The organism is Pseudoalteromonas sp. SWYJ118, from assembly GCF_015864505.1.
GTDB classification, from domain to species: domain Bacteria; phylum Pseudomonadota; class Gammaproteobacteria; order Enterobacterales; family Alteromonadaceae; genus Pseudoalteromonas; species Pseudoalteromonas arctica.
The window spans coordinates 330,317-354,977 of sequence record NZ_JADYXC010000002.1 but is presented as its reverse complement, the minus strand read 5'-3'; the positions used below and the strand labels follow the sequence as shown (position 1 = coordinate 354,977).

The 24,661-nt window shown below is 37.2% G+C and carries 24 protein-coding genes and 2 tRNA genes; 15 read left to right on the top strand and 11 right to left on the bottom strand.

Translation table 11 applies throughout. The features are described 5' to 3' along the window. Window positions 1–87: 87 nt before the first annotated feature. Window positions 88–172 (bottom strand) — tRNA-Tyr (locus I6F48_RS04285). 49 nt (window positions 173–221) lie between these two features. Next, window positions 222–306: transfer RNA gene (locus I6F48_RS04280), tRNA-Tyr, on the bottom strand. Window positions 307–418: 112 nt separating this feature from the next. Here I6F48_RS04280 and I6F48_RS04275 point away from each other — a divergent pair. The 3 genes from I6F48_RS04275 (at window position 419) to I6F48_RS04265 (ending at window position 2,539) form a co-directional block, all read left to right on the top strand. Further along, complete coding sequence (locus I6F48_RS04275; RefSeq protein WP_165728208.1) at window positions 419–946, top strand: VC2046/SO_2500 family protein; 528 nt, start codon at window positions 419–421, stop codon at window positions 944–946. A gap of 179 nt (window positions 947–1,125) precedes the next feature. Next, window positions 1,126–1,428, top strand: a complete 303-nt coding sequence (locus I6F48_RS04270) for a DUF6172 family protein (RefSeq protein ID WP_002961433.1) — start codon at window positions 1,126–1,128, stop codon at window positions 1,426–1,428. A 193-nt stretch (window positions 1,429–1,621) separates the two neighbouring features. Further along, a complete protein-coding gene (locus I6F48_RS04265) occupies window positions 1,622–2,539 on the top strand; it encodes a GGDEF domain-containing response regulator (protein WP_024598317.1) in 918 nt (305 codons plus the stop codon). A 74-nt stretch (window positions 2,540–2,613) separates the two neighbouring features. On the opposite strand, the gene I6F48_RS04260 is transcribed toward I6F48_RS04265, so the two are convergent. Further along, a complete protein-coding gene (locus I6F48_RS04260; protein WP_197118891.1) occupies window positions 2,614–3,093 on the bottom strand; it encodes a YchJ family protein in 480 nt (159 codons plus the stop codon). 38 nt (window positions 3,094–3,131) lie between these two features. Beyond that, window positions 3,132–3,566 (bottom strand): SulA-like leucine-rich domain-containing protein, encoded by a 435-nt coding sequence (locus I6F48_RS04255; RefSeq protein ID WP_007583705.1) that lies wholly within the window; start codon window positions 3,564–3,566, stop codon window positions 3,132–3,134. A 632-nt stretch (window positions 3,567–4,198) separates the two neighbouring features. Here I6F48_RS04255 and I6F48_RS04250 point away from each other — a divergent pair. The 3 genes from I6F48_RS04250 (at window position 4,199) to I6F48_RS04240 (ending at window position 5,597) form a co-directional block, all read left to right on the top strand. Continuing rightward, on the top strand, window positions 4,199–4,741 hold the full coding sequence (locus tag I6F48_RS04250) for a hypothetical protein (RefSeq protein WP_197118890.1): 543 nt from the start codon (window positions 4,199–4,201) through the stop codon (window positions 4,739–4,741). A gap of 102 nt (window positions 4,742–4,843) precedes the next feature. Next, window positions 4,844–5,347, top strand: coding sequence for a YfbU family protein (locus tag I6F48_RS04245; RefSeq protein WP_197118902.1), 504 nt, complete (start codon window positions 4,844–4,846; stop codon window positions 5,345–5,347). A 1-nt stretch (window position 5,348) separates the two neighbouring features. Further along, window positions 5,349–5,597, top strand: coding sequence for a hypothetical protein (locus tag I6F48_RS04240; RefSeq protein ID WP_197118889.1), 249 nt, complete (start codon window positions 5,349–5,351; stop codon window positions 5,595–5,597). A 124-nt stretch (window positions 5,598–5,721) separates the two neighbouring features. On the opposite strand, the gene I6F48_RS04235 is transcribed toward I6F48_RS04240, so the two are convergent. Next, window positions 5,722–6,324, bottom strand: a complete 603-nt coding sequence (locus I6F48_RS04235) for a hypothetical protein (RefSeq protein ID WP_197118888.1) — start codon at window positions 6,322–6,324, stop codon at window positions 5,722–5,724. 119 nt (window positions 6,325–6,443) lie between these two features. Next, a complete protein-coding gene (locus I6F48_RS04230) occupies window positions 6,444–6,806 on the bottom strand; it encodes an MbcA/ParS/Xre antitoxin family protein (protein WP_197118887.1) in 363 nt (120 codons plus the stop codon). Between the two features lie 457 nt (window positions 6,807–7,263). On the opposite strand from I6F48_RS04230, the gene I6F48_RS04225 reads away from it, so the two are divergent. From I6F48_RS04225 to I6F48_RS04210, 4 genes are read left to right on the top strand one after another with little or no spacing between them, the layout of a single operon-like run. Further along, window positions 7,264–7,959 (top strand): TnsA endonuclease N-terminal domain-containing protein, encoded by a 696-nt coding sequence (locus tag I6F48_RS04225; protein ID WP_197118886.1) that lies wholly within the window; start codon window positions 7,264–7,266, stop codon window positions 7,957–7,959. Next, window positions 7,947–9,944: a DDE-type integrase/transposase/recombinase gene (locus I6F48_RS04220; protein WP_197118885.1), complete on the top strand. Its 1,998-nt coding sequence runs from the start codon at window positions 7,947–7,949 to the stop codon at window positions 9,942–9,944. The genes I6F48_RS04225 and I6F48_RS04220 overlap by 13 nt, the downstream gene beginning before the upstream one ends. Beyond that, entirely contained in the window at window positions 9,941–10,888 is a 948-nt protein-coding gene (locus I6F48_RS04215) for an ATP-binding protein (RefSeq protein ID WP_197118884.1), read from the top strand. Before I6F48_RS04220 ends, I6F48_RS04215 begins: the two co-directional genes overlap by 4 nt. Then, complete coding sequence (locus tag I6F48_RS04210) at window positions 10,878–12,521, top strand: TniQ family protein (RefSeq protein WP_197118883.1); 1,644 nt, start codon at window positions 10,878–10,880, stop codon at window positions 12,519–12,521. Before I6F48_RS04215 ends, I6F48_RS04210 begins: the two co-directional genes overlap by 11 nt. A gap of 609 nt (window positions 12,522–13,130) precedes the next feature. Here the strand turns inward: I6F48_RS04210 and I6F48_RS04205 are convergent. After that, a complete protein-coding gene (locus I6F48_RS04205; RefSeq protein ID WP_197118882.1) occupies window positions 13,131–13,595 on the bottom strand; it encodes a tetratricopeptide repeat protein in 465 nt (154 codons plus the stop codon). Between the two features lie 118 nt (window positions 13,596–13,713). On the opposite strand from I6F48_RS04205, the gene I6F48_RS04200 reads away from it, so the two are divergent. Further along, a complete protein-coding gene (locus I6F48_RS04200) occupies window positions 13,714–15,006 on the top strand; it encodes an NCS2 family permease (RefSeq protein ID WP_197118881.1) in 1,293 nt (430 codons plus the stop codon). A 76-nt stretch (window positions 15,007–15,082) separates the two neighbouring features. Here the strand turns inward: I6F48_RS04200 and I6F48_RS04195 are convergent, their stop codons facing one another. After that, a complete protein-coding gene (locus I6F48_RS04195) occupies window positions 15,083–15,841 on the bottom strand; it encodes a hypothetical protein (RefSeq protein WP_007583833.1) in 759 nt (252 codons plus the stop codon). A gap of 324 nt (window positions 15,842–16,165) precedes the next feature. Between I6F48_RS04195 and cysB the strand changes: the two genes are divergently transcribed. Then, window positions 16,166–17,143: an HTH-type transcriptional regulator CysB gene (gene cysB / locus I6F48_RS04190; protein ID WP_002961670.1), complete on the top strand. Its 978-nt coding sequence runs from the start codon at window positions 16,166–16,168 to the stop codon at window positions 17,141–17,143. Window positions 17,144–17,220: 77 nt separating this feature from the next. On the opposite strand, the gene I6F48_RS04185 is transcribed toward cysB, so the two are convergent. The 3 genes from I6F48_RS04185 to pabB form a co-directional block, all read right to left on the bottom strand. Then, window positions 17,221–18,597 (bottom strand): L-serine ammonia-lyase, encoded by a 1,377-nt coding sequence (locus tag I6F48_RS04185; protein WP_010555091.1) that lies wholly within the window; start codon window positions 18,595–18,597, stop codon window positions 17,221–17,223. Between the two features lie 103 nt (window positions 18,598–18,700). Then, the gene (locus I6F48_RS04180) at window positions 18,701–19,276 is read right to left on the bottom strand and encodes an NUDIX hydrolase (RefSeq protein WP_033026841.1); all 576 of its coding nucleotides are present in this window, start codon (window positions 19,274–19,276) and stop codon (window positions 18,701–18,703) included. 6 nt (window positions 19,277–19,282) lie between these two features. Beyond that, the gene (gene pabB, locus I6F48_RS04175) at window positions 19,283–20,641 is read right to left on the bottom strand and encodes an aminodeoxychorismate synthase component I (RefSeq protein WP_197118880.1); all 1,359 of its coding nucleotides are present in this window, start codon (window positions 20,639–20,641) and stop codon (window positions 19,283–19,285) included. Window positions 20,642–20,796: 155 nt separating this feature from the next. On the opposite strand from pabB, the gene I6F48_RS04170 reads away from it, so the two are divergent. From I6F48_RS04170 to I6F48_RS04160, 3 genes are all read left to right on the top strand, one after another. Further along, complete coding sequence (locus I6F48_RS04170; protein ID WP_007583843.1) at window positions 20,797–22,323, top strand: fumarate hydratase; 1,527 nt, start codon at window positions 20,797–20,799, stop codon at window positions 22,321–22,323. 427 nt (window positions 22,324–22,750) lie between these two features. Then, window positions 22,751–23,791, top strand: a complete 1,041-nt coding sequence (locus I6F48_RS04165; protein ID WP_024598321.1) for a Leu/Phe/Val dehydrogenase — start codon at window positions 22,751–22,753, stop codon at window positions 23,789–23,791. Window positions 23,792–23,976: 185 nt separating this feature from the next. Further along, window positions 23,977–24,615: a CatA-like O-acetyltransferase gene (locus I6F48_RS04160; protein ID WP_007583847.1), complete on the top strand. Its 639-nt coding sequence runs from the start codon at window positions 23,977–23,979 to the stop codon at window positions 24,613–24,615. Window positions 24,616–24,661 lie beyond the last annotated feature (46 nt).

The window sequence follows — 24,661 nt, the reverse complement described above, 5'->3', positions numbered from 1 at the left end:
GGAATATAGGAATATAGGAATATAGGAATATAGGAATATAGGAATATAGGAATATAGGAATATAGGAATATAGGAATAGTAGAGAAGTGGTGGAGGGAGCTGGATTCGAACCAGCGAAGGCTGAGCCGTCAGATTTACAGTCTGATCCCTTTGGCCGCTCGGGAACCCCTCCACACTAATTTTATTGCATTTGGCCCCACTTAACTTAGCGGTAAGAAAAGTGGTGGAGGGAGCTGGATTCGAACCAGCGAAGGCTGAGCCGTCAGATTTACAGTCTGATCCCTTTGGCCGCTCGGGAACCCCTCCAATGCAACGGCGCTGATAATAGCAAATTGCGTATTTAAGTAAAGAAAAAAGCTAAAGAAAATTGAAATAAAGCCGATAAATATCTATCAGTTACCACAATCGGCTAAAGACTATGCAAATAGATGATTTGTTAATCACAGAGAGTCAGTTAAACAGTAGACTCAATAATAGTGTGCATGAAAATCGCCGTGGCGAATTTGCACTATTATTAGCGATGCTGTCACATGACGCACTCGACTTTAGTCAATTTCATTTACCAAAAACTGAAATAGATAATTTAGTTATAGAAGAAGAGGCGTTAAGAAAGCAATTTGGCGCAGGTCCAAAGCAACTTTTAGCCCCTGATGAATATAATATGTTGGTTGGACAATTTAATGCATCATTAATATCTCAAGAAGGAGAGCACTGTGGTATGACAAGTATTAAGTTAAGACAATGCTTAAGCCCTGAACCACTTGCGATTAGAAATGATGATAAGCATATTCCACTTAATATAATAGATAACTGTGAGCTTGCCGTCAGAAGAAGAATTAAAAGCGAACAAACCCAACTAGCTAATCCCCCTATAGATGCAGCTGCTTTTTACGACAGCCTTAATAATGATGCATTACATCAACCACTTCAGCTCATTGCGGTGTGATATATGATTGTAATAATCACCAGTTAATATATGCTTTATAACGGGTCTGCTTTATATATTTGCTAATAATTGATTTAATGAAAAAAAAGCATCCAAAAATTAAATGCAATTGCTATAATGGCGTCAAATGGTATGACATGAAATGCCATTATCATTAAACCAAGGTAATTAGGAACGTAATGAAGAAAACATTCACGCTAAATCACGAGAAAATCAAATACCCTCGTATGGTTGATGCTGCAAAGCACGAAGTGAAAAAATATTTGAAAAGAGAGCGTAATAAAACGCTACCTGAAGATGCTGACTATTGGGCATTTGACTGTAAGTTTGGTAACACAGCTGAAGATGCGCAAGTTGTGCACGTTGCTGAATTAAGTAACCAAATTGGCGAAATTGAAAAGCAAGGTTTGACCTCTTTCTATGTAGAGATTTTAGCTCGACCTGCTCAACGTCAACAGTTAGATTTAGATGATGACGAATAACACTTAATTTAATTAAGTGTTCGAAGTTTTAAAATGAGCCCAAGTGGCTCATTTTTTGTTTTTATGCATTAAAGATTCACCATAAATCATTTTTATTAGTAACCAATAAGTAGAATTTTACTTTATTAACATTTGCATAACAAAATGTAGTGATATAGGGTGTGTTTAATAAAAAAAACAAAACAGTTGTACCATGCCGATAAATTACTCTGACCACCAATTGAAATTAAGCTTAAAGAGCTCTAAGGTACTTGTCGTTGACGATCAGCTATTAAGCTTAATTGTATTAAAAAAAATATTATCAGAGCATTTTAGTGTAACAACAACGAGCTGTGGTGAGGATGCGATTGAAATTTGTAAACATAATCCGCCAGATATAATACTACTCGATATTAATATGGAAGGAATGAGTGGTATTGAAACATGTCTAAAATTAAAAAATATATCTGAAACACAAGATATCCCCGTTATTTTTGTAACCTCATCTGAAAATCAAGAAGAAGAGTGCTGGGAAGCCGGAGCTGTAGATTTTATAAAGAAACCAACTAACTCGGAAACTTTATATAGAAGAGTGCGCGCCCATATTACGATGAAACTTCAACATGACTTACTCAATCAAAAAGTATTTCTAGATGATTTAACAAAGGTATTCAATCGTCGTTATTTTGATGCGCATTTTTCTAAAATGGAACGAAGCGCCTTACGAGAAAAAGTCGACTATGCACTATTACTCATCGATATAGACTACTTTAAGCAATACAACGATCTTTATGGTCATGTGCAAGGCGATACGGTTTTAAACCTTGTTGCACAAACTATTACTAATAGTTTGCAAAGGCCAACCGATTTTGTTGCGCGTTACGGCGGCGAAGAGTTTGTAGTTGTTCTACCGCATACAAGCACTGAAGGTGCGATTTGTGTTGCTGATAAAATTAAACAAAATGTGGTCGATTTAGGAATATTACACAGATATTCAGAATATGACTTTGTGACTATTAGTATTGGCGGTGCAACCCTACAACCGTACGTAAATAACAAAAACACCTTGCAGATCGCAGATGAAAAAATGTATGAGTCCAAAATGCAAGGTCGTAACCAAGTGTGTTTTTAAGTTTAGCTAGCTAATAAATCACTTTGCCACTTAAAAACACCTTGTAGGTGATAAATATTAAATAAGATTATTTATTACACGCTATGACATTTTTTGTACTTTTTATTGCTACCACATGGGCAGTCATCATTTCTGCCCACTTTAATATCTTCAACAGGATATATAGTGCCATCTAAATAACGCCATTGAGTGTTTTCTTTAATAAACTGCGATTTTTCGTGGAGCTCACAAAATAAGTTTTGATAAAAATATTGGGCTTTAAATTCTACAGTGCCGGTATCTCCATCATGGCTTGACCCAATTACATCAAGATTTATAAATCGACAGCTGTTAGCAAAATCATTGATTTCTTTAACCGGATTTTCAGCTTGTTTTTCTTTTGCGTAGGTTTGATAAACATATTCTGCATTTTTAATAACATAAGCACTGAATCGTGAGCGCATAAGTTGTTCAGGAGAATCAGCTTGCTTAACAGATAAGTGAAGCGGCTCGCAGCAATCGGCATGATTGTGCCCACTGCTGCAAAAACATAATGTGGTATTGAGTGAAGTCATAATAATAATACAAAGTCTAAAACATTAGTTTAACAAGCTTATTGGGCGAGTGATATCTCTGTTGTTTGAGACTTTTTAGTAAAACAGTATAGTTTTGTATTCGTTTTACTTAAATCGAACGATAGATTCGTAAGTAGTTGGTTATTAACTATATCGGTCCAGGTAATTACCGCTGCAAAGTTTCCGTTATGTAATGCAGAATTTAATACATACTCTAAATTTACTAGGTGCTTCTGTCTAATAACAAGTAATTTACTTGTATCAATAGAGCATGAGTCAAGTAAAGCTTTGCTAGGTACGTGATCTGGAGCAATTAGTAACGTCCATGCATTAGAGCTATTGTATTGGTGTAATACTTTTAAAAGCTCAAAGGTCGCTGAAATTTCATCTTCAATTTGAATCAAATTCACGCAATCGCTTTGCTCATCTTGTTGGTAACTTTTAACTGTTCTTACGGTAATAGGCTGTAACATAATTTCACTCACTGGGTTTTTATACAGTATTCATATACAGTAGTTTATACAGTGCTTTCGTGCAAGCCTTTTATGCTATTTATTTGTACAGTTATTCAGCTTTTTGTTCTTTCTCATCCAATTTTGGAATGGTTTCTCACACATTTGGAATAAGGAACCATATGTGGCAAGGGTTTCAGAGATGGTGTTACTGTTCCCTATCTGGGTTTTTCTCATAGGGTTCGGAATTAGGTTGTTGGGCTTGAAACCGATTAAAACATTAAACAGTGATGCTCAAAACCTAAAATTTAATATTTTATCTTTTTTGAATTTAATAATGAATGTTTAGGGATCTGTTTTTTTATCGAATATTATGACCCGGCCAAGCTAATTGGCACTAGATAAATGTTCTAAGGCGGCTAGGAGCGAGAAGTGTTTATTAACTAAGCAATATTAAGAGGACACTTTCCTCTTTCTTACATACTAATATAACCTACAAAAAGAATAATATTTATAGCTGGCAATAACTTACACCATTTGCTATTAATATAAGTTCATAGAATTAGGACTTTTCGCGCTAAAATAGGGAAAGTGCCCTCTGATAAAGCTGTTACAAGCATTTCGAGTTTAGGTGTATTTAATCTAGGTTAATTATGACAAAAGAATTTTCAATTTATGAGAGTCCGCTTTCTGAAGAAACAATGAAGCTAAGGAGAAACACGATATTATCATCAGTTGTATGTTTATTTGTTTCTTTTTCAGGTGCTTTACCTACAAAAATATCGGCTATTGGCCTTACTTTTGACAAAGTAGAGCAACAAGCTACTTTAGGTTGGTTTATATTTTTCATTTCTTTATACTTGTTTTTACATTTCATATCTAATGCTTTTGTTGAAGTTGCAAGATGGCTTCAGCCCTACATTCAAAGTAGGTTGTACAAAACCGAATTACTCAAGCACCCAGCATTTGATCCAACTACTTTTATCAATCAAACAAATATGGGCTATGATCCTCAAGAGCAAGATCTTAATGTCATTTCAACTTGCGAATACTCTGATGCTGGATATGCAACTAAAAAAAAGTTAAAACCTTTATACGTTTTTATTTATTTAAAGTTATTCATGGAAGTTATTCTTCCGTTAATTATTGGGTTAATAGGTTTGTTTAAGCTGTACATGCTTATAACAAGTTATTGAAATGGATAACTAAGCAATTGGCTTGCTTCGTTCCTAGCAATTTTAGCCAACAATTAATCGCCGCTTAGTAAGCGGTTAAATGCCTTTAGGAGATCAAATGGAATTATCGCAGTTAGAAAGGCTGAATTTAATCAATCAGTTTTAATACTAGAAAAGCTCTACCCGGAAGAAGCTGATTATTATGCAAAGCATCGTAAAGCTGTTCAGGAGGGATACAAGCTTCATTACCGCTGGATCTTTGAACATCTTTACGAGGAAATGTCTGAGGAGGAATGTCAGGAAGTACTCGATATTTTAGAAATGCATAGAGCATTCGCATGGTCTTACATGGATGCAACAGGTAAGAAAGAAGTTGACGATAATCGTCTGAAGTTCAGAGGGTTTGACGGTAACAATGAATCGAGTCAGCTGTCATATGCTAGCTATTTTGTTATTGAGCTCGAAAGATTCCAAGAGCTGCTGTACGGAAAGGAATATAGTGATTTCAATAGTCATATGCCGACAATGGATCGCTATCGCCGTATGTTAAGTGTCTGGAAAACATTTGGCAAACCGAACCAAATGAGATTATCAATGGAGCAAATTGAGCAGGTATTGGGAGCTTAAAATGGATTGGCTTTCAATTGTTGGTTCATTAGCGTCAATTGGTGGTGCAATTTGGGCTTGGAGAGAAGCAGTAAAATCATCTAATTCGGCAAGTAAAGCCGAGCGAATTAAGACTCAGATGATTAATCAGCGCAAGACCTCCGAGCTATCGGAATTAAAGCCTTTAGTGTTCGCAGCGACAGAGTGCGTGAAAAGATATAGCACAACAATGGTTTCCAGATTGGCTGGTTCCGGTGTAGTGGTCAACTAATTTTGGCCACAGTTTTAGAATCTTGGTATCTAATCTCAGATTCTTTCGCCTCTTCAAATAGGGCAGTAGAAACATCACTTATATTAGGCGGGGTAGTATACTGTGGCTATAGGCTTTTAAAACTTCATTTTGTGTCCCAAATTCTCCAGTTATCGACATCTATGCAAGTTTTAGCTATATGCTCGTACTTATTGGCGCAACTATCATAAATACCGTAACAAGTAGCTGCTATCATTGCTGTTGTATGAAGGTAATGCGGTAAGTGCTGCGAACCCAAATATATGAACTTATTATGCCAAGAGGTGCTGCTTTTACTTTTAATATCCTCTTCAAAACATAGAGCTGTAAAAGCATGGCAGTTAAAATTAGTTATACTGTAGTTATACTGTTTTCCAATGAGCTTAATCGCAATTTCTCCGGCTTTTCTGGAGCCGACAGCCGTTAAGCCTTTACACGAAACATATATGTGAGTAGCTATATTTTTTCCTTCTAGACGTTTCCTAAATTTTTTTGAGTTAACCTTTTCAACTAAACCATCACCATTAAGGTGAACTATTTCATTATTTCCGACATATATCCCTGAGTGCTCGCAGACCCCACCATACAGGTAACAATATAAGATACTACCAAAAGCAGGTTCACTTATATCAGTGATATTTCTTGTCCTATACCACTCCAAAGTAGGAGATACAGCGAACCTAAAGTAATTCAATTTATAGTCTCCCAATGGCTGTTACTATACCTACTTAATACTTTGATATGATTTAAACTACTACCGACTGTGGTTGTAATTTATGAATAAATCAGTTTTGGAGAAAGTGATATTTTATATATCCTTTGATAGCATCAAAGTTGCGCATCCAGATAGTATCTTACTTCACGCAAATTTTCGATTGTTCCTAGGAGCATACAATTGAGTGCTGTAGAGCCATTAAAAGCTTCGTTTGGTTTATTTAACCATTCATTGGCTTGTGTTCTTTCAGGAAAGAGTATCCCTAAATTTTTATAAATACCAAGCACATAGGAAATACGTTCCAGCACATCACTGGTTAGTGTTGTTACGCTACCTCTTTTCCACCTCTCAAAGGTAAATTCATCAGGCCTACCGAGTAAAATTCGTTGCTTACTTTCATTCACATCCCATTCTTTCATAATGTTGAAGTATGTTTTTAATGCAATTTTAGCTGTCTCGGTTGATTTTAGATTCATACTCAAGAGTTTCGTTTTAATTCATGTACTATGAATGATACCTCTACTTATAGCTCAGTTATGACAAAGTCGCAGTTAAGTGAAGTTAACTTTTCAAACTAGCTTACATATTGAGTTCATTCAGTCAGGTTCAAGTCAGCCTCTGCACCTAAAAAGTTTGTTTTTTAATTTTTAGTGACCTGCTTTTTAAGTCAGGTTGGGTGTTTTTTTTAGATTTAAATATTCTAAAACATCTCCTGCTTATACTTCGTTGCTATTGTCTTAATATGTTAACTATTATTTTTATGTGTAAATACACATGAAAAATAAGGTTTTTTCAATGTTTTCTATCTTTTTTGAGTGTTAACTATGGTTTTAACTTCCAAAGCATCAAAAAGACCTATTTTTTCTTGCAGTATTGATATTTGACGTCATCATAAACTTAACTAAAGTTTAATTTTTGATGAGGAGATTAGGTATGGCTAAAAATAAAAGACATACAAAAATAGATAAAGCTTATCGCAAAGATGATATGAGGCGTAATCTAGAGCGCTTTAGTCGTTTTAACATATCCGGGTTATTTTCAACATTCAAAGATTCATCGCCTCATTTTTTTGAATCTTTCAATGAGGCACACTTTGCTGTGATGTTTGAGTTCGATCCAACTATTGTTTCAGTTAAAAGTCAGCCATTTTCTATACAGTATTCTGACGAAGGTAAAACTAATAATTATACGCCCGATTTTTCTTTAATTGATTGTAATAACGCAATTAAAATAATTGAAATTAAGATGTCTGATACTCTTGATGAGAAGATGAATCGCAAGTATAAGCTAATTAAAAGCGCTTTTAAGCAAGATGGGTTTGAGTTCCAAGTTATGACCGAAGAACTCCTACCTTCGCGATTAGCTATATCAAATATGATGATGATTAAGAGGAATGCAATAGCCCTTGGAAGACCTGATGAAGACGCCTTAAATTACCTTTTAAATATACTGTCAGTACCCATTTCACTCGACAAAGCATTTGATATTTGCAAATGTTTAAAGATAAATACGAACATGATTTCTTATTGTATTTTTCGTGATTATGTGAAAATCGAGGCTTCATCAAATTTTACGGGTGAAACCATGTTATCAAGCAATATTTGTGGAGTTGAGTTATGGCCAGTATGAATTTAAACGAAGGGATGAAATTTAGAATCGATGAGAGCTTATACGTTATTGATGCTTTGCAACATAGCTCATTGAGTAACTCAATATTTTTGTCTCCATTAGATGAAACCCAAACAAAAATAGCGTGTGCTAATGTGAAAGTGCTTACACGTTCTGAGCTAATGAAGAAACTTATAAATAATGAAGCAAGCTTTTATGACAGTAATACATATCAATCAACAGTTGAGTCACTTTTAAGCGATGAGCAAATTAAAAATCAAGAAATGTGGCACAATTTTGTTGAAGAGCACATAACTAGACATTCAAAGAATTTAACGAAAGTTGATAACATTGATGAAAGCAGAATGTTGTTTGACTGGAATAAGTATGGCTCAAGCTACTTTTGTCGAAGTACATGTCAAGCAAAGGTGAAAGCATACATAGATTCAAACAGAAACCCACGTAAACTAATAAACTTAGGGGCAGTTTCACGCAAAGGCAAGGCACGATTTACTCAAGACACCGAGGATTTAATTAATGATTTCTTTACTGATAATTACCTCATACGTAGTGACAGAACTGCAAAATCAGTTAATAAAATTGCTGATTTGATACGCAGTAAAGTTACCCAACTCAACAAAGTAAAACCTGATAAATACCCAAAAGTCCCCTCAAAAGCCAGTATATATAGACGATTAAAAGATTTAGAGGCGGAGCTCATTATTAATAAAACATTGAGTAAGCAACAGAATAAGTTATTGCGCTATAAGCTTGGTCGAGAATTTATTGGGGAAAACCCGTTCGAGCGCATCGAGATGGATGCTATATACATCAATCTTGGCATTAACAATGAGTCAGGTGCTTACCTTGGTACGCTCGTTGTCATGGTTGCGATTGACACATGTACTCGCTGCATTGTTGGCTATTCTGTAAGTGTAGGTAAGAAAGTGTCAGAATCAGCTGACTTAGCAATTGAATGTTTAAAAAGTATTATAGCCCGTAAAGAAAATATTTACTGGCCTTGTCATGGAGTGCCTGTAAAACTCATCACTGATGCGACTACCGCAGCCATCGGTAATGCATACAAAATAATGGCACTAGAACTTGGGGTGACGCCAATTATTACTGTATCGGGCAGTCCGTGGAAAAAACCGTTTATAGAGAGTTTCTTTAGAACATTGCGTCGTGAGTTTTTAGCTAAACTGCCCGGTTACTTAGGCTCAAAAACGCGTGTTAATAATACGCACTTAGAGCAAGGTGAAACAGCTGAGTCACATGCTGTGATGACATTGCAGGAGTTTGATGAAGAACTTCAAAAATTTATCACAGGAACATATCACAAGTCCGGACATGGGGGATTAAATCAACGTAGCCCAATCGACTTTTGGCATAAGAAAGTAAGCAAAAATCCGTTGCTAATATGTGAACCTAATCCACAATTTACGCCTGACAAATTTCGTGGTGGTGTCAGTATGAATCATACGCTCTATAAAAATGGCTCTATTAAGTTGAAAAACGAACAATATGCTAGCTCTGAACTCAAGGAACTCAGTGTTTCAGGGGTAGAAAAGGTTGATTGTTTTTACAGTAATATTGATACAAGCAGTATCGTTGTTAAAGCGAATGAAGCGATTTTTGTTGTGCCTATTCGAGCAGGAAATCCTCATATTGAAGCTGGTACACAGCAAGCTGAACTAGATACGGCTCGTATTAATCAATTTAGTGAATCTGACGTATCACCGCGACAGCATTATACATATCAATCGGGTAAAAAAACTAAAGAGGGGCTCCAGAGTTTCAAAAAAGTAAAAGCAAAGAAAGCTGAAAAGAAAGAGCAAGCAACAGGTCGAAAACAACCGAAGCGTACTAAGGTTGATAACGGTAAATCAATCAAGATGAATAGCTCCAAAACTCATGAACAAATTATGAATGCAATAAATAGTGTTGAGATTGATGACACTGAAATACCAGCAATGCCTGAATTTAATGTGGGGGTTGAGTTATGAGTACTGCTTTTACCGCACACGAAAATAATACGCTCAAGACTAAAGCAAAAATGCTGATAGAAAAGACTTTTGTTTGTGCAAAAAATAAAGAAGAGCTCGATTTACTTTTATCAGAAGCAAGTAATGTCATTGAACTTAATAACGGCTGCTGTACGCTTATCGTTGGTGATTCGGGCTCGGGGAAAACGACGTTACTAAAAAAGTTTAAAACTCGTTTTAATGAACAATATGCTAACACAGCATCCCCTAAGGGTTCAGAGAAGGCGTGCTATATACGCTCCCCATCTAATATGAGCCCATTAGACTTATATAGAGCCATTCTGAAAGGATTTGATGAGCCCGGCCTTATCGAAGGTACTGAGGTCCAATTACGCATCCGTATCGCAAAACAAATACAAACCAAGCGTTATCGAGTCTTATTATTTGATGAGTTTCAGCAAGTGGTCGAAAAAGTAGGTATAAAGTCTGTTCGTCAAATTGCTGATTATTTAAAAGAGCTCGTTGATGAATTTAATCTGTATTTGGTATTTGCTGGTACAGCACAGGTACAAAACTTATTATCAATTAACGAGCAGTTCGCTTCTCGAAACTCACTCACAATCAAAAAGTCGCTATTATCTGTATCAACGAAAAATAACTACAGAACCTACGTAAGCTACTTACTTACCTTGAACGAAAGTTTAAAATTCACGCATATTGATTTTACGGACCCTCGAATAAATCTACCGCTTTTTGCAACGACTAACGGCGATTTGCGACAGCTTACTCAAACCTTAAGTAAAGCAATTTTATATGCAGCTAAGCGTCAGCGTGACGAGATGCTATTGAATGACTTGATTCAAACATTTAGTCCCAAGCTAATCAAAGGTCGTACCCAAGTGAATCCATACAGCCAGAAGTTCATGATACTTAAAAAAGAGTTGGGGGTTCATTATGAAGTGTAATAAACCCATTTCCCAATATGGAGTTTGTGTACTAATAGCTCACTTTTATGGTTTTACGAGTGTCGGTAGGTTGTTCAAGTCTAATGAAATAAGAGTGCCTTGGTCTTGGTATGAGTTTCAAAGTGAGCATGTCGATTCGCTTCTTAGTATAAAGCAAATAAAAAAGGATATTACAACGTATAGCTTATTAGCGGATATCGACATTTTTGAATCGCGCCGTATGACCTCTTATTCTAAAAAGTTAAAAGTATGTCCTGAGTGTTTTAAAGAAAATAACTTACATGAAATTAGTTGGCAAAACACTTCAACAACCGTTTGTATAAAGCATAAGACGGCATTAATTAACACTTTAAATGTGCTGTCTTGTGAATCAACCGAGTCGGATTCAAAAGAGGAGCTGTGCCCATTTGAAAAGCATATTTTAAGCTTGAAAAGTAGTGAAATACCTTCATTTGAAAATGCCCTAATGAAGCTCTCAGAGTCGGTCTTTAGACCGCTGGACTTTATTACTGCAAAGCTCAAATTAGGTAGCGTAAGTATCGACTTTTTGAGGTCATTATTCGAAGATACATACAAGCTTTTGTGCTGTGAAGAGCTAAGCAGTGTGTGGAAAGGGTTACTTTTGAAGCATCGGAGTAACCTAAAAGGGATGGGGGTAATTGTTACTGAATTCGGGGTTGATGAACTTCAAACACAGATCAATCTTTTTAATATCAAGAAAGGCTTAACATCAATAGCTGAAGCTGAGCAGATCTTATTAAAATATCATAATGCCGATATTGACACTCGGTTATTCACTTCAAAAAATCGTTTCGTTAAGGGAATTGATGTTAATAAAATAAGTTTTCAAATTGATGGTTCGATGTTATCTAACTTCTTAGGAATAAAAAAGAAGTCGCTAGCATACATGGTAATGAAACGTACACTACCAGCATTAAATTTTGCCAGACAGATTCAAAAATCATATTTTGATATTGAAGCTATTGAAAGCATATTGTCTAAAGCGTATGCACAAAACAGGCAAGTGCTAACGCAAGAGAAATTCTATAAAATCGACGACATACCTAAGGATATTTATGGTTTATTTGATTTAACTATTGAAGAGCTCGTTGATTATGCAATTTCTGGAAAAATCATTTCTCAATTTAAAGTGAATAGCACCTTACGTCATATTAACTATCTACTTATATCTGAAAGCGGAATTAAAGAAGTACTCAAGAATAAGTGGCACTCATTTAAAGATATGGAGCATGATAGTGTAATTAAAATGCTAAAGTTGGATAACAAAACACTACTTCGATTAATCGATGATGGTTTTCTTAAACTTACAAAAGATAAGAAGTTAATTGATGCTGACTCTATCCGACACTTTGTAAGTAATCATTTTGTATTGAATAGAACAGCAAATTTTGAAAGGTCACGTGATTGCGAAAAGCGAGTTAGGGATTGCTGCAGAGCAGAACCAGTTTGCTTACTTTACATGAATGCTTATTTAACTGATTTCGTAGTATACAAAAAGGAAAGTTTAAACGACTGCTGCTTGCGAAAGCTGGAGTCTAGATTCACATACTTTGGAAAACCCAAGTTAGATTTATCTAAAATTGTGATTACTTATCAAACTAAACCTAGTTAGATGATGTCTAACTAGGCTAAGCCTATAGTTGGATTTAGTAACTAAAAAGCATGTACGGTAACTGCAAATAGTTCATAAACCCTATGGCATAACAATATAAGTAACGAATTAACTCTCCCCCTCACCAATACCTCTCTGAAAGTAGGGCATAGAAATTTATTTTTAATCCCTTCTAAAATAAACTATTATGAATATATCTTTAGAAGCTAGCTCAATTGGGCTATTTTTTTCGCCTTAAATTTACCGGCAAAATTAGGTCTGGGATTTAAAATTTCTTCATTCTAACGTTAATTGAGAAATTAGCTTTATTCCAGCTTCTAATGAGAAATATTCCAAATCCCTATTGGAAATTCACTTATTAAAACCCCGCCTTATATAGATCCCTATTCCAAGTTTGAATGAGAAAGAACATTTTGATCATTGTTTTTATTTTTTGAATTTATAATTCTTTATTAATCAGATTGTTATGGAATTATTTTTGAGAAGGTATTCTAAAAATAATTTTTTGCGTAGTGTCTTCATTTTGGGGTTTTATACTGTATAGGATTATCTTTGTAACCATATACAGTATTTTTTTACACTGCATACAGTACTTCTGCCATAGCTAGCTTATGTGTTTTCACTCGTGCGAGGGAGCATATGAGAAAACTGGAGTTGGTGGATTTGTTCGTACAAACTTGCCGCATAACACTGAGCATCTTTAAATCGCTTAGTTTCGATATGTTTGCGTATATCTGTAACCGCTGCAGTGGCAGGGGCGTACCCTTGGCTACTTGCTAAGCTTAACCAAGCTACAGCATGAAATACACTTTGTGGCACGCCTTCACCTTTCACAAAGAATAAACCTAAATAAAACTGTGCTCTATGGTTTCCCGCCATTGCAGCAAGTCGCATCCATTTTGCAGCCAATGGAGCTTGATTATTTTTTAAATAATATAGGGCTTTATTTAACGTACTTTGCTCATCTTTTTTATTATCAACGGGCACAGAGGTATTTTCGGGTTGAGTAACAAAACCTAAAATATTATCTAGCTGTTGCTCTAAGTCTTGCTCACAAGGTGTTGTTTTAAGCATATTGGTTCATTTATTATTTTAACTACTCTAACAGTTTAGTATATAGCAAGGTAAAATGTCCTGTAAAAGATAATTTTTATGTTAAAATCTCGCCACTTTTTACTATCACAAGTTTATTATGTTCGAAGCCTTATTTAAACTGAGCGAAAATAATTCAACAGTTAAACGCGAATGCGTTGCTGGCCTAACTACCTTTATAACTATGGTATACATTGTATTTGTAAACCCGGCTATGCTCGCAGAGGCTGGGATGGATCAAGGGGCTGCATTTGTAGCGACATGTATAGCAGCTGCGATAGGCTGTTTTATAATGGGTTTATGGGCTAATTATCCATTAGCATTAGCGCCTGGTATGGGGCTAAATGCCTTTTTTACGTATGGTGTCGTATTAGGAATGGGTTATACCTGGCAAGCCGCGTTAGGGGCTGTATTTATGTCGGGTTGTATATTTTTGTTTTTAAGCTTATTTAAAGTCAGAGAGTGGATTATTAATGCCATACCTCTGGTGCTCAAGCGAGCAATCGCAACGGGTATAGGTGCTTTTTTAGCATTAATTGCCCTTAAAAATGCAGGCATTATTGTCTCAAGCCCGGCAACATTAGTGCAGTTGGGCGACATTACTTCTCCAGGACCGTTATTGGCTATATTAAGCTTTTTTGTAATTGCAGCGCTTTTATACCGCGATTTTAAAAGTGGCGTGCTTATTAGTATTTTATTAGTGACTGGCATTGCTTTAAGTTTGGGGCTTGTTGAATATCACGGTGTTATGGCTATGCCACCATCAATAATGCCTACTTTTATGCAGCTAGATTTTGTAGCCGCTTTTGATATATCAATGATGAGTGTTATTTTTGCTTTCTTGTTTGTCGATCTTTTTGATACTTCGGGTACATTAGTTGCGGTAACTCAAAAAGCAGGTTTAGCTGATGAAAAGGGTAACATGCCTCGTTTAGGGCGCGCATTAAGTGCTGACAGCTCAGCAACAATTGCAGGTGCGATGCTAGGTACGTCTACGACTACATCGTATATAGAATCGGTTGCTGGTGTATCTGTTGGCGGACGTACTGGCTTAACAGCTGTAGTTGTAGGTATTTGCTTTTTACTAATGATGTTTTTTGCACCGCTTGCACAAATGGTACCGGCTTATGCTACGGCAGGCGCTATTTTATATGTCGCTGTTCTGATGCTGCAAAATTTAAAGTTTGTAAACTGGGATGATATGACCGATGCAATTCCTGTTACTGTGGTATTACTAATGACACCATTAACGTTTTCGATTGCGCACGGTATTGCACTTGGTTTTATATCTTATACGGCGGTTAAAGTCTTGTGCGGTAAGCAAGATCAAGTCAGTATTAGTGTTTGGATATTAACAGCCTTGTTTGTTTTCAAGTTTGCATTTTTGTCTTAATAGCTAACAAAAAATACAAAAAAGCCTGCACAAATTTAAATTTGTGCAGGCTTTTTTTAATGCTTTTATAAAAGAATTACCATTTCTTTTTAGGAGCAAACAGTATATCTAAGTCGTCTTGCTCTTCTTCTGTTTTCTTTTTAAGTGCGCTTGCATTAGAAGCTCGCAGTTCAACACTAATTGCTTCTAAGTAACCCTCAACTTCTAGCCGTTTTGTTGTTACGTATTCATCAGAGTAGGTGACTGCACTGAGTGTTGCCTGCGCTTTTTCAAAGTACTGTCTTGCAGAGCCAACCATACTGGCTGAACGGGCAGATAGGCCCCGTTTTATTTGGCTTTCAATATTAATACGCAGTTGTAGTTTTTCGAGACGTTTATCTTCTAAAACAAAAACTTGGCTATCAATACGACCTTTGCTGTGTTCAGAGCGTAAAATTGAGCGTAATTTTTTAATGCCTTGAATTAGGCCTACAAGTTGTTTGTCATTACTCGGTAGCGTTAAAGCTTCACTGCTATTATCTTGAACTGGATTAGACAAGTGCGTTTTTGCTTCACTTAAGCGGCTTTTAAGTGCTTTAGATGTTTGCGAGTTAGTAACCATTGTATTTAAGGCTTCGTAAATACGGCGCTGTAATGTACGAATTAGATTTTCAGAAAGGGGGATGTTAGCACTATTCATTAGTGCCTCTTCCGTTTCTTCTATTATAGCTTTCTGTTTTGTAAGCTCTTTACGGCGTTCTGCCTCTTGTTTTTCTTTGTGTTGTTGTACAGCACTTACCCAAAGTGCAATCACAATCAATGCAACTATAAGCACTATTATAATAGAAACGATCATGGTGTAATTCTCGGATATATAACCTAATTATTTAATCTTACATTAAATATACGTTAACAGGGTAGCTTTGCGCCGATTAACTTAAAAAATATACCAAAAAATTGATAGGTTGAGCTCTTTATAAACTGCAGTAAGCCTAAGGGCTTATAAACTAAAGCTGAATAATCATCGCTACCTGAAGCATATTTATTATGCTAGCCTTGAGCTCTAATCAGATAATTGCACACCTAAAGACCTAAAGTGCTATTTTACGTAAATAACACTTGGTTTTAAGCGGTATTGCCTTTATAAATAATATGAATAATAACGTTAAAATTTGCAGCCATGAAATTACAACAACTCAGATACATCGTAGAAGTACAAAATCATAAATTAAATGTTTCAGCGACTGCTGAGAGTTTATTTACCTCGCAGCCAGGAATTTCTAAACAAGTACGCATGTTAGAAGATGAGTTGGGTGTGCAAATTTTTGGTCGCAGTGGTAAGCATTTAACGCATGTAACCGGTGCCGGCGAAGATATTATTAATATTTCTCGTGAAATACTCTCTAAAGTAGAAGGTATTAAAGCCGTTGCTAATGAGCATACGCTACCTGATCAAGGTAAGTTAAATATTGCTACAACACATACCCAAGCGCGTTATGCTTTGCCTAACGTAATTCAAGGGTTTATGAAAAAATACCCTGCGGTATCGCTTCATATGCACCAAGGTACTCCACAGCAAATATCGGATGCTGCAGCACGCGGTGATGCCGATTTTGCTATTGCAACAGAAGCACTGCATTTGTATTCAGATTTAGTTATGCTGCCTTGCTACCATTGGAATCGCAGTATTGTTGTCGCTAAAGACCATCCGTTGGCTAAAAAGGCAAATAGTTTAACTGTGGCTGATATTGCTCAATATCCACTCATTACATATGTATTTGGTTTTACGGGCCGCTCAGAGCTTGATAAAGCGTTTAGCGCACACGGGCTTGAACCACACATTGTATTTACCGCAACCGATGCTGATGTTATAAAAACATACGTACGACTGGGTTTAGGAGTTGGTGTTGTTGCTTCAATGGCGATAGATCAAGTAAGCGATACCGATTTAGTGTGTATTGATGCAAGCCACTTATTTGAAGCTAGTACGACCAAAATTGGTTTTAGAAAGGGCAGCTTTTTACGTACTTATATGTATGATTTTATCGAACGTTTTGCACCGCACTTAACTAAAGAGCGAGTAGAGCGAGCAAGCTTATTACGTAACCAAGATGACGTAGATAAGTTATTTGCAGATATAGAGTTACCCGTTAAATAATGTCACTACATTAAACGAATAATAAAAAAGCCGCCTATTTTAAAAATAGGCAGCTTTTTCTTTTTATAGCGAGCTGATTAACATTCGATAATATTAACAGCCAATCCACCGCGAGCGGTTTCTTTATATTTAGTTTTCATATCGTTACCAGTTTCAAGCATGGTTTTAATCACTTTATCAAGTGATACCTTTTGCTCGCCACTGCCACGTATAGCTAAACGTGAAGCGTTAATTGCTTTAATAGCGCCCATTGCATTACGTTCAATACACGGCACCTGTACTAAGCCTCCAACAGGGTCGCACGTTAGGCCTAAATTATGTTCCATACCAATTTCTGCTGCGTTTTCTACTTGCACAACATTGCCACCAACAATTTCTGTTAATGCGCCTGCAGCCATAGAGCACGCAACGCCCACTTCACCTTGGCAACCTACTTCGGCACCCGATATAGAGGCATTCTTTTTATATAAAATACCAATAGCAGCAGCGGTTAATAAATAACGCGTGGCTATATCGCGGTCTACTTCTTTCACAAATGTGTGATAGTACATAAGCACAGCCGGTAAAATACCCGCAGCACCATTAGTTGGTGCGGTAACTACACGGCCACCTGCCGCATTTTCTTCGTTTACGGCAAGGGCAAATAAATCAACCCAGTCCATTGCACGAAGCGGGTCGTTACTGACCTCTATATTTAGTTTTAAGTATAAGCTGGGCGCACGGCGTTTTACTTTTAAGCCGCCAGGTAAAATACCTTCGGTGCGCATACCACGGTCAATACAAGCCATCATTACTTTCCAAATATGGAACAATGTGTCTTTTACTTCGTCTTCAGTGCGCAGTGTTTTTTCGTTTTTCATCATCAAGGTAGAAACACTAAACCCAGACTCTTTACACATCTCTAGTAGTTCTTTTGCGCTACCAAATGGGAAGGGGGCTGGATTTTCTTCTCTAATATCGAGGGCAGCCTGTTTTTCGTTTTCAAACTCTTCGTCGGTAACAATGAAGCCACCGCCAATAGAGTAATATACTTTACTGTAAACTTTTTCGCCGTTGTTTGAGGCGATAATTTCCATTGCATTAGAATGCTTAGGCAGTGTTTTACGACGATGAAAAACAATAGCACCTTGTTTTGGAAACTTAGCTTTGTGTGTTTTGTTTAAATAAATAACCTGATCTTTTTCGATGGTTGCTAAAATGTCGTCGACTAAATCGGCATCAATTGTTTCAGGATCGTAACCGGCTAAACCAAGAATTACGGCTTTACCCGAGCCATGGCCAACACCTGTTTGACCAAGAGAGCCATAAAGCTCTACTTTAATATCGGTAACATTTGCTAGTAATTGTTGTTCTTGTAGGTCATTAACAAATAAGCGTGATGCGCGCATTGGGCCAACGGTGTGTGATGACGAAGGGCCAATACCAATGCTAAACATATCAAATGCACTGATCATAATGTGTGTGTCTCTACTTTGTTTTATCAGCACGAAGCTGCTCTTTGAACGGTCGAGCATGATAACGTGGAATTGTGATTGTGTAACTACTAATAACGAAGATTTAAACTGGTAAGGCGAGTTGTTTTGTAAAGTTTTTTATAATGCTTGCAGTCGCACCCCAAAGTAAACCATGCGGCGTTTTAAAACCTTGCAAAATAACCGTTTTCCCAAATCGTTGAAAAGGTAAGGGTTGCCAGTTAGCTTCGTTATTTAATTCAGTAACAGAGAGCAAAAAGCTCGCTTGTACTTCATTATAGTCATTTTCCCAGGTGGTGTCTTTTTTGAGTAAACCTACATAGGGGCTAATACTAAAACCCGTTAAGGTTGAATACTCAGGTAAGTGACCTAATACATTAACGTTGCTTTGGGCAATATTTAGCTCTTCTTTTAGTTCGCGAAGGGCTGTGGTGCGAAGGGTAATGTCGCTTACTTCAAACTTACCTCCGGGCAAACAAATCTCCCCAGGGTGATGGTGTAAATAAGTAGGGCGTTTACACAGTAAAATATGTGCATGGTTATCTATATCAATAATTGGCAGCATAACAGCGCTAGCGCGTTTTTTACGTGTGTCTTTTAACTGATTTGGCGCAGCTGTAGGGCTTAACAGAAACCGCGCCATAATGTGTTCACTATTCAAAACGACCTACTGTTTTAATAAAGGGAGGATTTTATTTACTTTATCGTAAGTTTCTTGATATTCCAATTCGACTTTAGAATCAGCGACTATTCCACCACCTGCCCAGCAGTAAATTTGCGCTTTGTAGCACACCAAGGTCCGAATAGTAATACTCGTATCCATATTTCCACATGCACTTAAATAACCAATTGAACCACAATAAATGCTGCGGCGATGCGGCTCTAGTTCTTCAATTATTTCCATCGCTCTAATTTTTGGCGCACCGGTGATTGAGCCACCCGGAAAAGCCGCTTTTAGCTGATCGACCGCTGTTTTACCTTCATCAAGTTCTGAGGTGACCGTGCTTACTAAATGATGGACTGCCGGAAAGCTTTCAATAGCAAAAAGGGAAGGGACGTGAACGCTGCCTGGTTTTGCTACTTTGCCTAAGTCGTTACGCAGTAAATCAACAATCATTACATTTTCAGCGCGATCTTTAGCTGATGCTGCGAGTATTTGCGCTTGACGTTGATCCTCTAGTGCATCTGCTTTTCGCGGCAGTGTGCCTTTAATTGGCTTGGTTTCTACAACGTTATTATTTACAGATATAAAGCGCTCAGGAGAAATTGATAAAATAGCCCCTTGAGGGTGATTTATAAAGCTTGAAAACGGCGCTTTATTTGCCTCACGCAGTTTAATATAAGCTGCCCAAGGGGAGCCTTCAAACTGAGCGTTAAAGCGCTGCGCTAAATTAATTTGGTAACAATCGCCACTTTTTAAATACTCCTCAATTTGGGCAAACTTTGCAGCGTATTCCGTTTCGCTCATATTTGATTGCCAGTCGCTGTTTAGGGCAAAGGACTGCGTATTAACTTGGGAGTTAGGGTGTGTATTTAAGTATTGCTCATAAAGCGCTAATCGATCGGTGTTTGGCTGCGATACATAAAACCAGCTTTGTTGCTGCTTGTCGTAAATAAGGGCATCTAAGTAAAGGCCAATAGCCATTTGGGGAAGATTAATATCTTCGATAGCACGAGTGGGGATGTTTTCAATTGTACGGCCTAGGTCGTAGCCAAAGTAGCCAAGCCAGCCGCCGTTAAAGGGTAAATCGTAACCGGCTTTTGTTTTATCAAGATGCAAAAGCTCATTATTCATAATTTCAAAGCAGTTATCACTACTTTCTATATTATTTAAAAAGCTTTTATTATTTTTTACTTCAAGGGTACTTTGCGGCTCAATGGCAATAATATCAAAACGACTATTTACATGCTCACTATTAGCAGAATCTAATAGGATAGCGTAAGGAAGGTGTGCAAAATGTGCAAATACATCAATACAGCTTTGTTTTATTGCCAATTTAATACAATTATTTTTATTGTTTAGCATTTACTACCCCTTTAAAAACTGGCTCGAAGCGGGCTGGGAGGGTATCATAAGTCAAATTTTTTGGCAGCACTAAGCTGCAAAAAACAGTGCAAACCACCGTCACCGGTTTGATTTAGATTACGCGACAACGCGTAACGGTAACTTAAGGAACCACTATGAGTACAATTTGTCAGCAAGACTTTATTGATAGCATTGAAGATGCATTGCAATATATTTCGTTCTATCACCCACTTGATTTTGTTCAAGCACTCGAAAAAGCCTACAACAAAGAACAAAGTAAAGCGGCAAAAGATGCCATTGCACAAATTTTAATTAACTCACGTATGTCGGCTGAAGGTAAGCGTCCGCTTTGCCAAGATACCGGTATTATTACCTGTTTTGTTAAAGTAGGTATGGATGTTAAGTGGGATAAAACAGATTTAACCGTTCAACAAATGGTTGATGAAGGTACTCGTCGTGCATATTTGAATCCTGATAACCCTTTACGTGCATCTATTGTTGCAGACCCTGCTGGCACGCGTAAAAACACGAAAGATAATACACCTTCGGTTGTGCATATTGATTTAGTAGCGGGTGGAAAAGTAGAAGTAATGGTTGCAGCTAAAGGCGGCGGCTCTGAAAACAAAAGTAAAATGGTTATGCTAAACCCGTCTGATGACGTTGCTGAGTGGGTAGAAAAAACATTACCAACAATGGGTGCTGGTTGGTGTCCGCCAGGCATGCTAGGTATAGGTATTGGTGGTACGGCTGAAAAAGCGGCAGTGATGGCTAAAGAGTCGTTAATGGACCCGGTTGATATCCATGAATTAATGGAACGTGGTGCAGAAACAACAGAAGAAAAACTGCGTTTAGAAATATTTGACCGCGCTAATAAATTAGGTATTGGCGCACAAGGCTTAGGCGGTTTAACAACGGTTGTTGATGTTAAAATTAAAACAGCACCAACGCATGCAGCTTCAAAACCTGTAGTAATGATCCCAAATTGTGCGGCAACTCGCCATGTACATTTTACGCTTGACGGTTCTGGCCCTGCGAATTTAAAAGCGCCTAAACTAGAAGATTGGCCACAAGTAACATTTGAAGTAGGCGAAGGCACTCGCCGTGTTGACTTAAATACACTGACTAAAAAAGATGTTCAAGAATGGAAAATGGGTGAAACCGTTTTACTTTCAGGCACTATTTTAACAGGTCGTGATGCAGCGCATAAACGCCTGCAAGATATGATCAACTCAGGTGAAGGTTTACCAAAAGGCGTAGACTTTGATAATAAATTTATTTATTACGTTGGTCCTGTGGATGCGGTACGTGATGAAGCAGTAGGTCCTGCTGGCCCTACAACTGCAACTCGTATGGATAAATTTACCGATATGATGCTAGAAAAAACAGGCATTGTAGGCATGATTGGTAAAGCTGAACGTGGACCTGCAACTGTTGAGTCTATTAAAGAGCATAAATCTGTTTATTTGATGGCTGTAGGCGGCGCAGCTTACTTAGTATCTAAAGCGATTAAAAAAGCACGCGTAGTTGCTTTTGAAGATTTAGGTATGGAAGCTATTTATGAATTTGAAGTAGAAGATATGCCAGTGACCGTTGCAGTAGACAGTGAAGGCGCCAATGCGCATACACAAGGCCCTGCAATCTGGAAAGCTAAAATAGAAGAGCTTGATAGCAAGCTAAAATAACGTACGTTATGCTTTTAGAAGCGAGCCTAGTGCTCGCTTTTTTGTTTTTTTAAATAGAGTCATTACCAAGCTTACAGCTCTGACCAGTTTGTGAAAAAGCTCACTTTTTACTGAAAACCTATAGGCAGCAGTACGTGGCGGGCAAGTAGCACTTGTATATTAAACTTTACATGCAACAGCTGTATTACGTTCACGTAAACGTAAGTTGGTGTGATTGTTCTATTTATAGTTTTTAAAACTTACAAATGACGATTTTGTGAATTTTTTATCTATACAATAGTTTTAATCCGGTTATTTAATTTAAGCTTGATGTTTTCATTGGTTTTATCTTCTGCGAGTATAGCGAACTCGAATATGAAGTGATAAAGTCTCGGCAATTTCCAGCGCGCATACCCTCTCACGGGTTAACTATTTCGGAGTATTTTAAGTGGCTGTGTTTAATCGAGTTGAATTTGATAACCATGAACAAGTGGTTTTTTGTTCTGATGAAGAGTCGGGTTTAAAAGCAATTATTGCTGTACATAATACTAACCTAGGTCCTGCAGTTGGTGGATGTAGAATGTGGGATTATGCGAACGACGAAGATGCTGTTTACGACGTGCTACGTTTATCAAAGGGCATGACTTATAAAAATGCAGTTGCGCGCTTACCATTTGGTGGTGGTAAATCTGTAATTATAGGTAACGCGAAAGAAATTAAATCTGAGCAATTATTCCGTGCATTTGGTCGCCAGTTAGAGCGATTAAATGGCAGCTATTACTCAGCAGAAGATGTAAACATCACATGTGCTGATGTAGCTATTATGAATAAAGAAACTAATTATGTACTGGGTCTTGAAGGTAAAAGTGGTAACCCATCGCCATTTACAGCATATGGTACGTTTTTAGGAATTAAAGCAGCGCTACAGCATCAACGTGGTCATCAAGATTTTGCAGGTGTGAAAGTGGCTGTTCAAGGTTTAGGTGCTGTTGCTTATGGTTTATGTAAGCATTTAGCCGATGCGGGCGCTGAGTTGTTTGTAACTGATATTAACCAAGTTGCAATTGATCGCGTAGTTAATGATTTTGGCGCGACTGCGGTTGGCATTGATGAAATTTACGACTTAGATGTTGATGTTTATGCACCTTGTGCATTAGGCGCAACTATTAACGATTTAACGATACCGCGTTTAAAAGCGACTATTATTGCAGGCTGTGCTAATAATCAGTTAGCAGAGTCTCGCCACGGTGAAGTTATTCGTGAAAAAGGCATTTTATATGCACCAGATTACGTAATTAACGCTGGTGGTATTATTAATGTTTATTACGAAACAGCGCCAGAAGGTTACAGTGCAGCAGCATCTAATAAACATGTTGAAGGTATTTTTAATACGTTAACTGAAATCTTTGCCCGTAGCGAAAAAGAGCAAAAATCAACGCATTTAATTGCTGACGAATTAGCGCAAGAGATCATTAAAAACGGTCTGTGATCTAAGTTCTAATTTATATAAGGGTGTGCAATTGCACACCTTTTGTTTATCTGTAAGTTAAGGGGTGTTGATCTTTGCGGATTTAACCTTGAAAGATCAACAGACCCTGATGCAATTGTTACTGAACAGCGGTACACTTTATTTTTAATTTTGTGCGGCAAATTATGACTCCCTCAACTTCTCTCATGCAGCCTATCGATTTAGATAATTGGCCTAGAAAGCAACACTTTGAATTATTTAAACACTTTTCTCAGCCTTATTTTAATGTGTGTGTGCGTTTAGATGCTCAAGCACTTTACGACTATTGCAAAACCAATCAATTTTCTTTTTTTCAAGCGTATGTATATTGCACCTTAAAAGCGTGCCATGAGTACGATTCAATAATGCTACGTATAATAGATAATCTACCATGGTTACTTAACAGTGTTCGCGCAAGTGTGGTTGAGTTGTCTGAAAACGATACGTTTGTTTTTAGTTATTTTAATAGCGCAAGCGATTTTAAAGAGTTTACAAATCATGCAAGTGACGTAAGCAAAAAAGCGAAATTACAGCCGTTATTTTCTGATGCATTTGCTCAAACAGAAGGGCAGGCAGATTTAATTCATATATCTGTTTTGCCGTGGCTGAATTTTAGTGCGTTTTCGCATGCATTTAGTGAAGGGCAGAGTTTAGGCATTCCTAAATTTGTATTTGGTCAGTTTGATAAACACACAGGTACAATGCCTTTAGCTATCGATGTACACCATTCATTAATGGATGGTTTGCACGTAGCGAAATTTATAAACACATTGCAGGGTACATTTGATACCTTTTGCAAAAATTAACTTTAAACACATCAGTAACGGCAGTGCAAAGCAGTAAACAATTTAT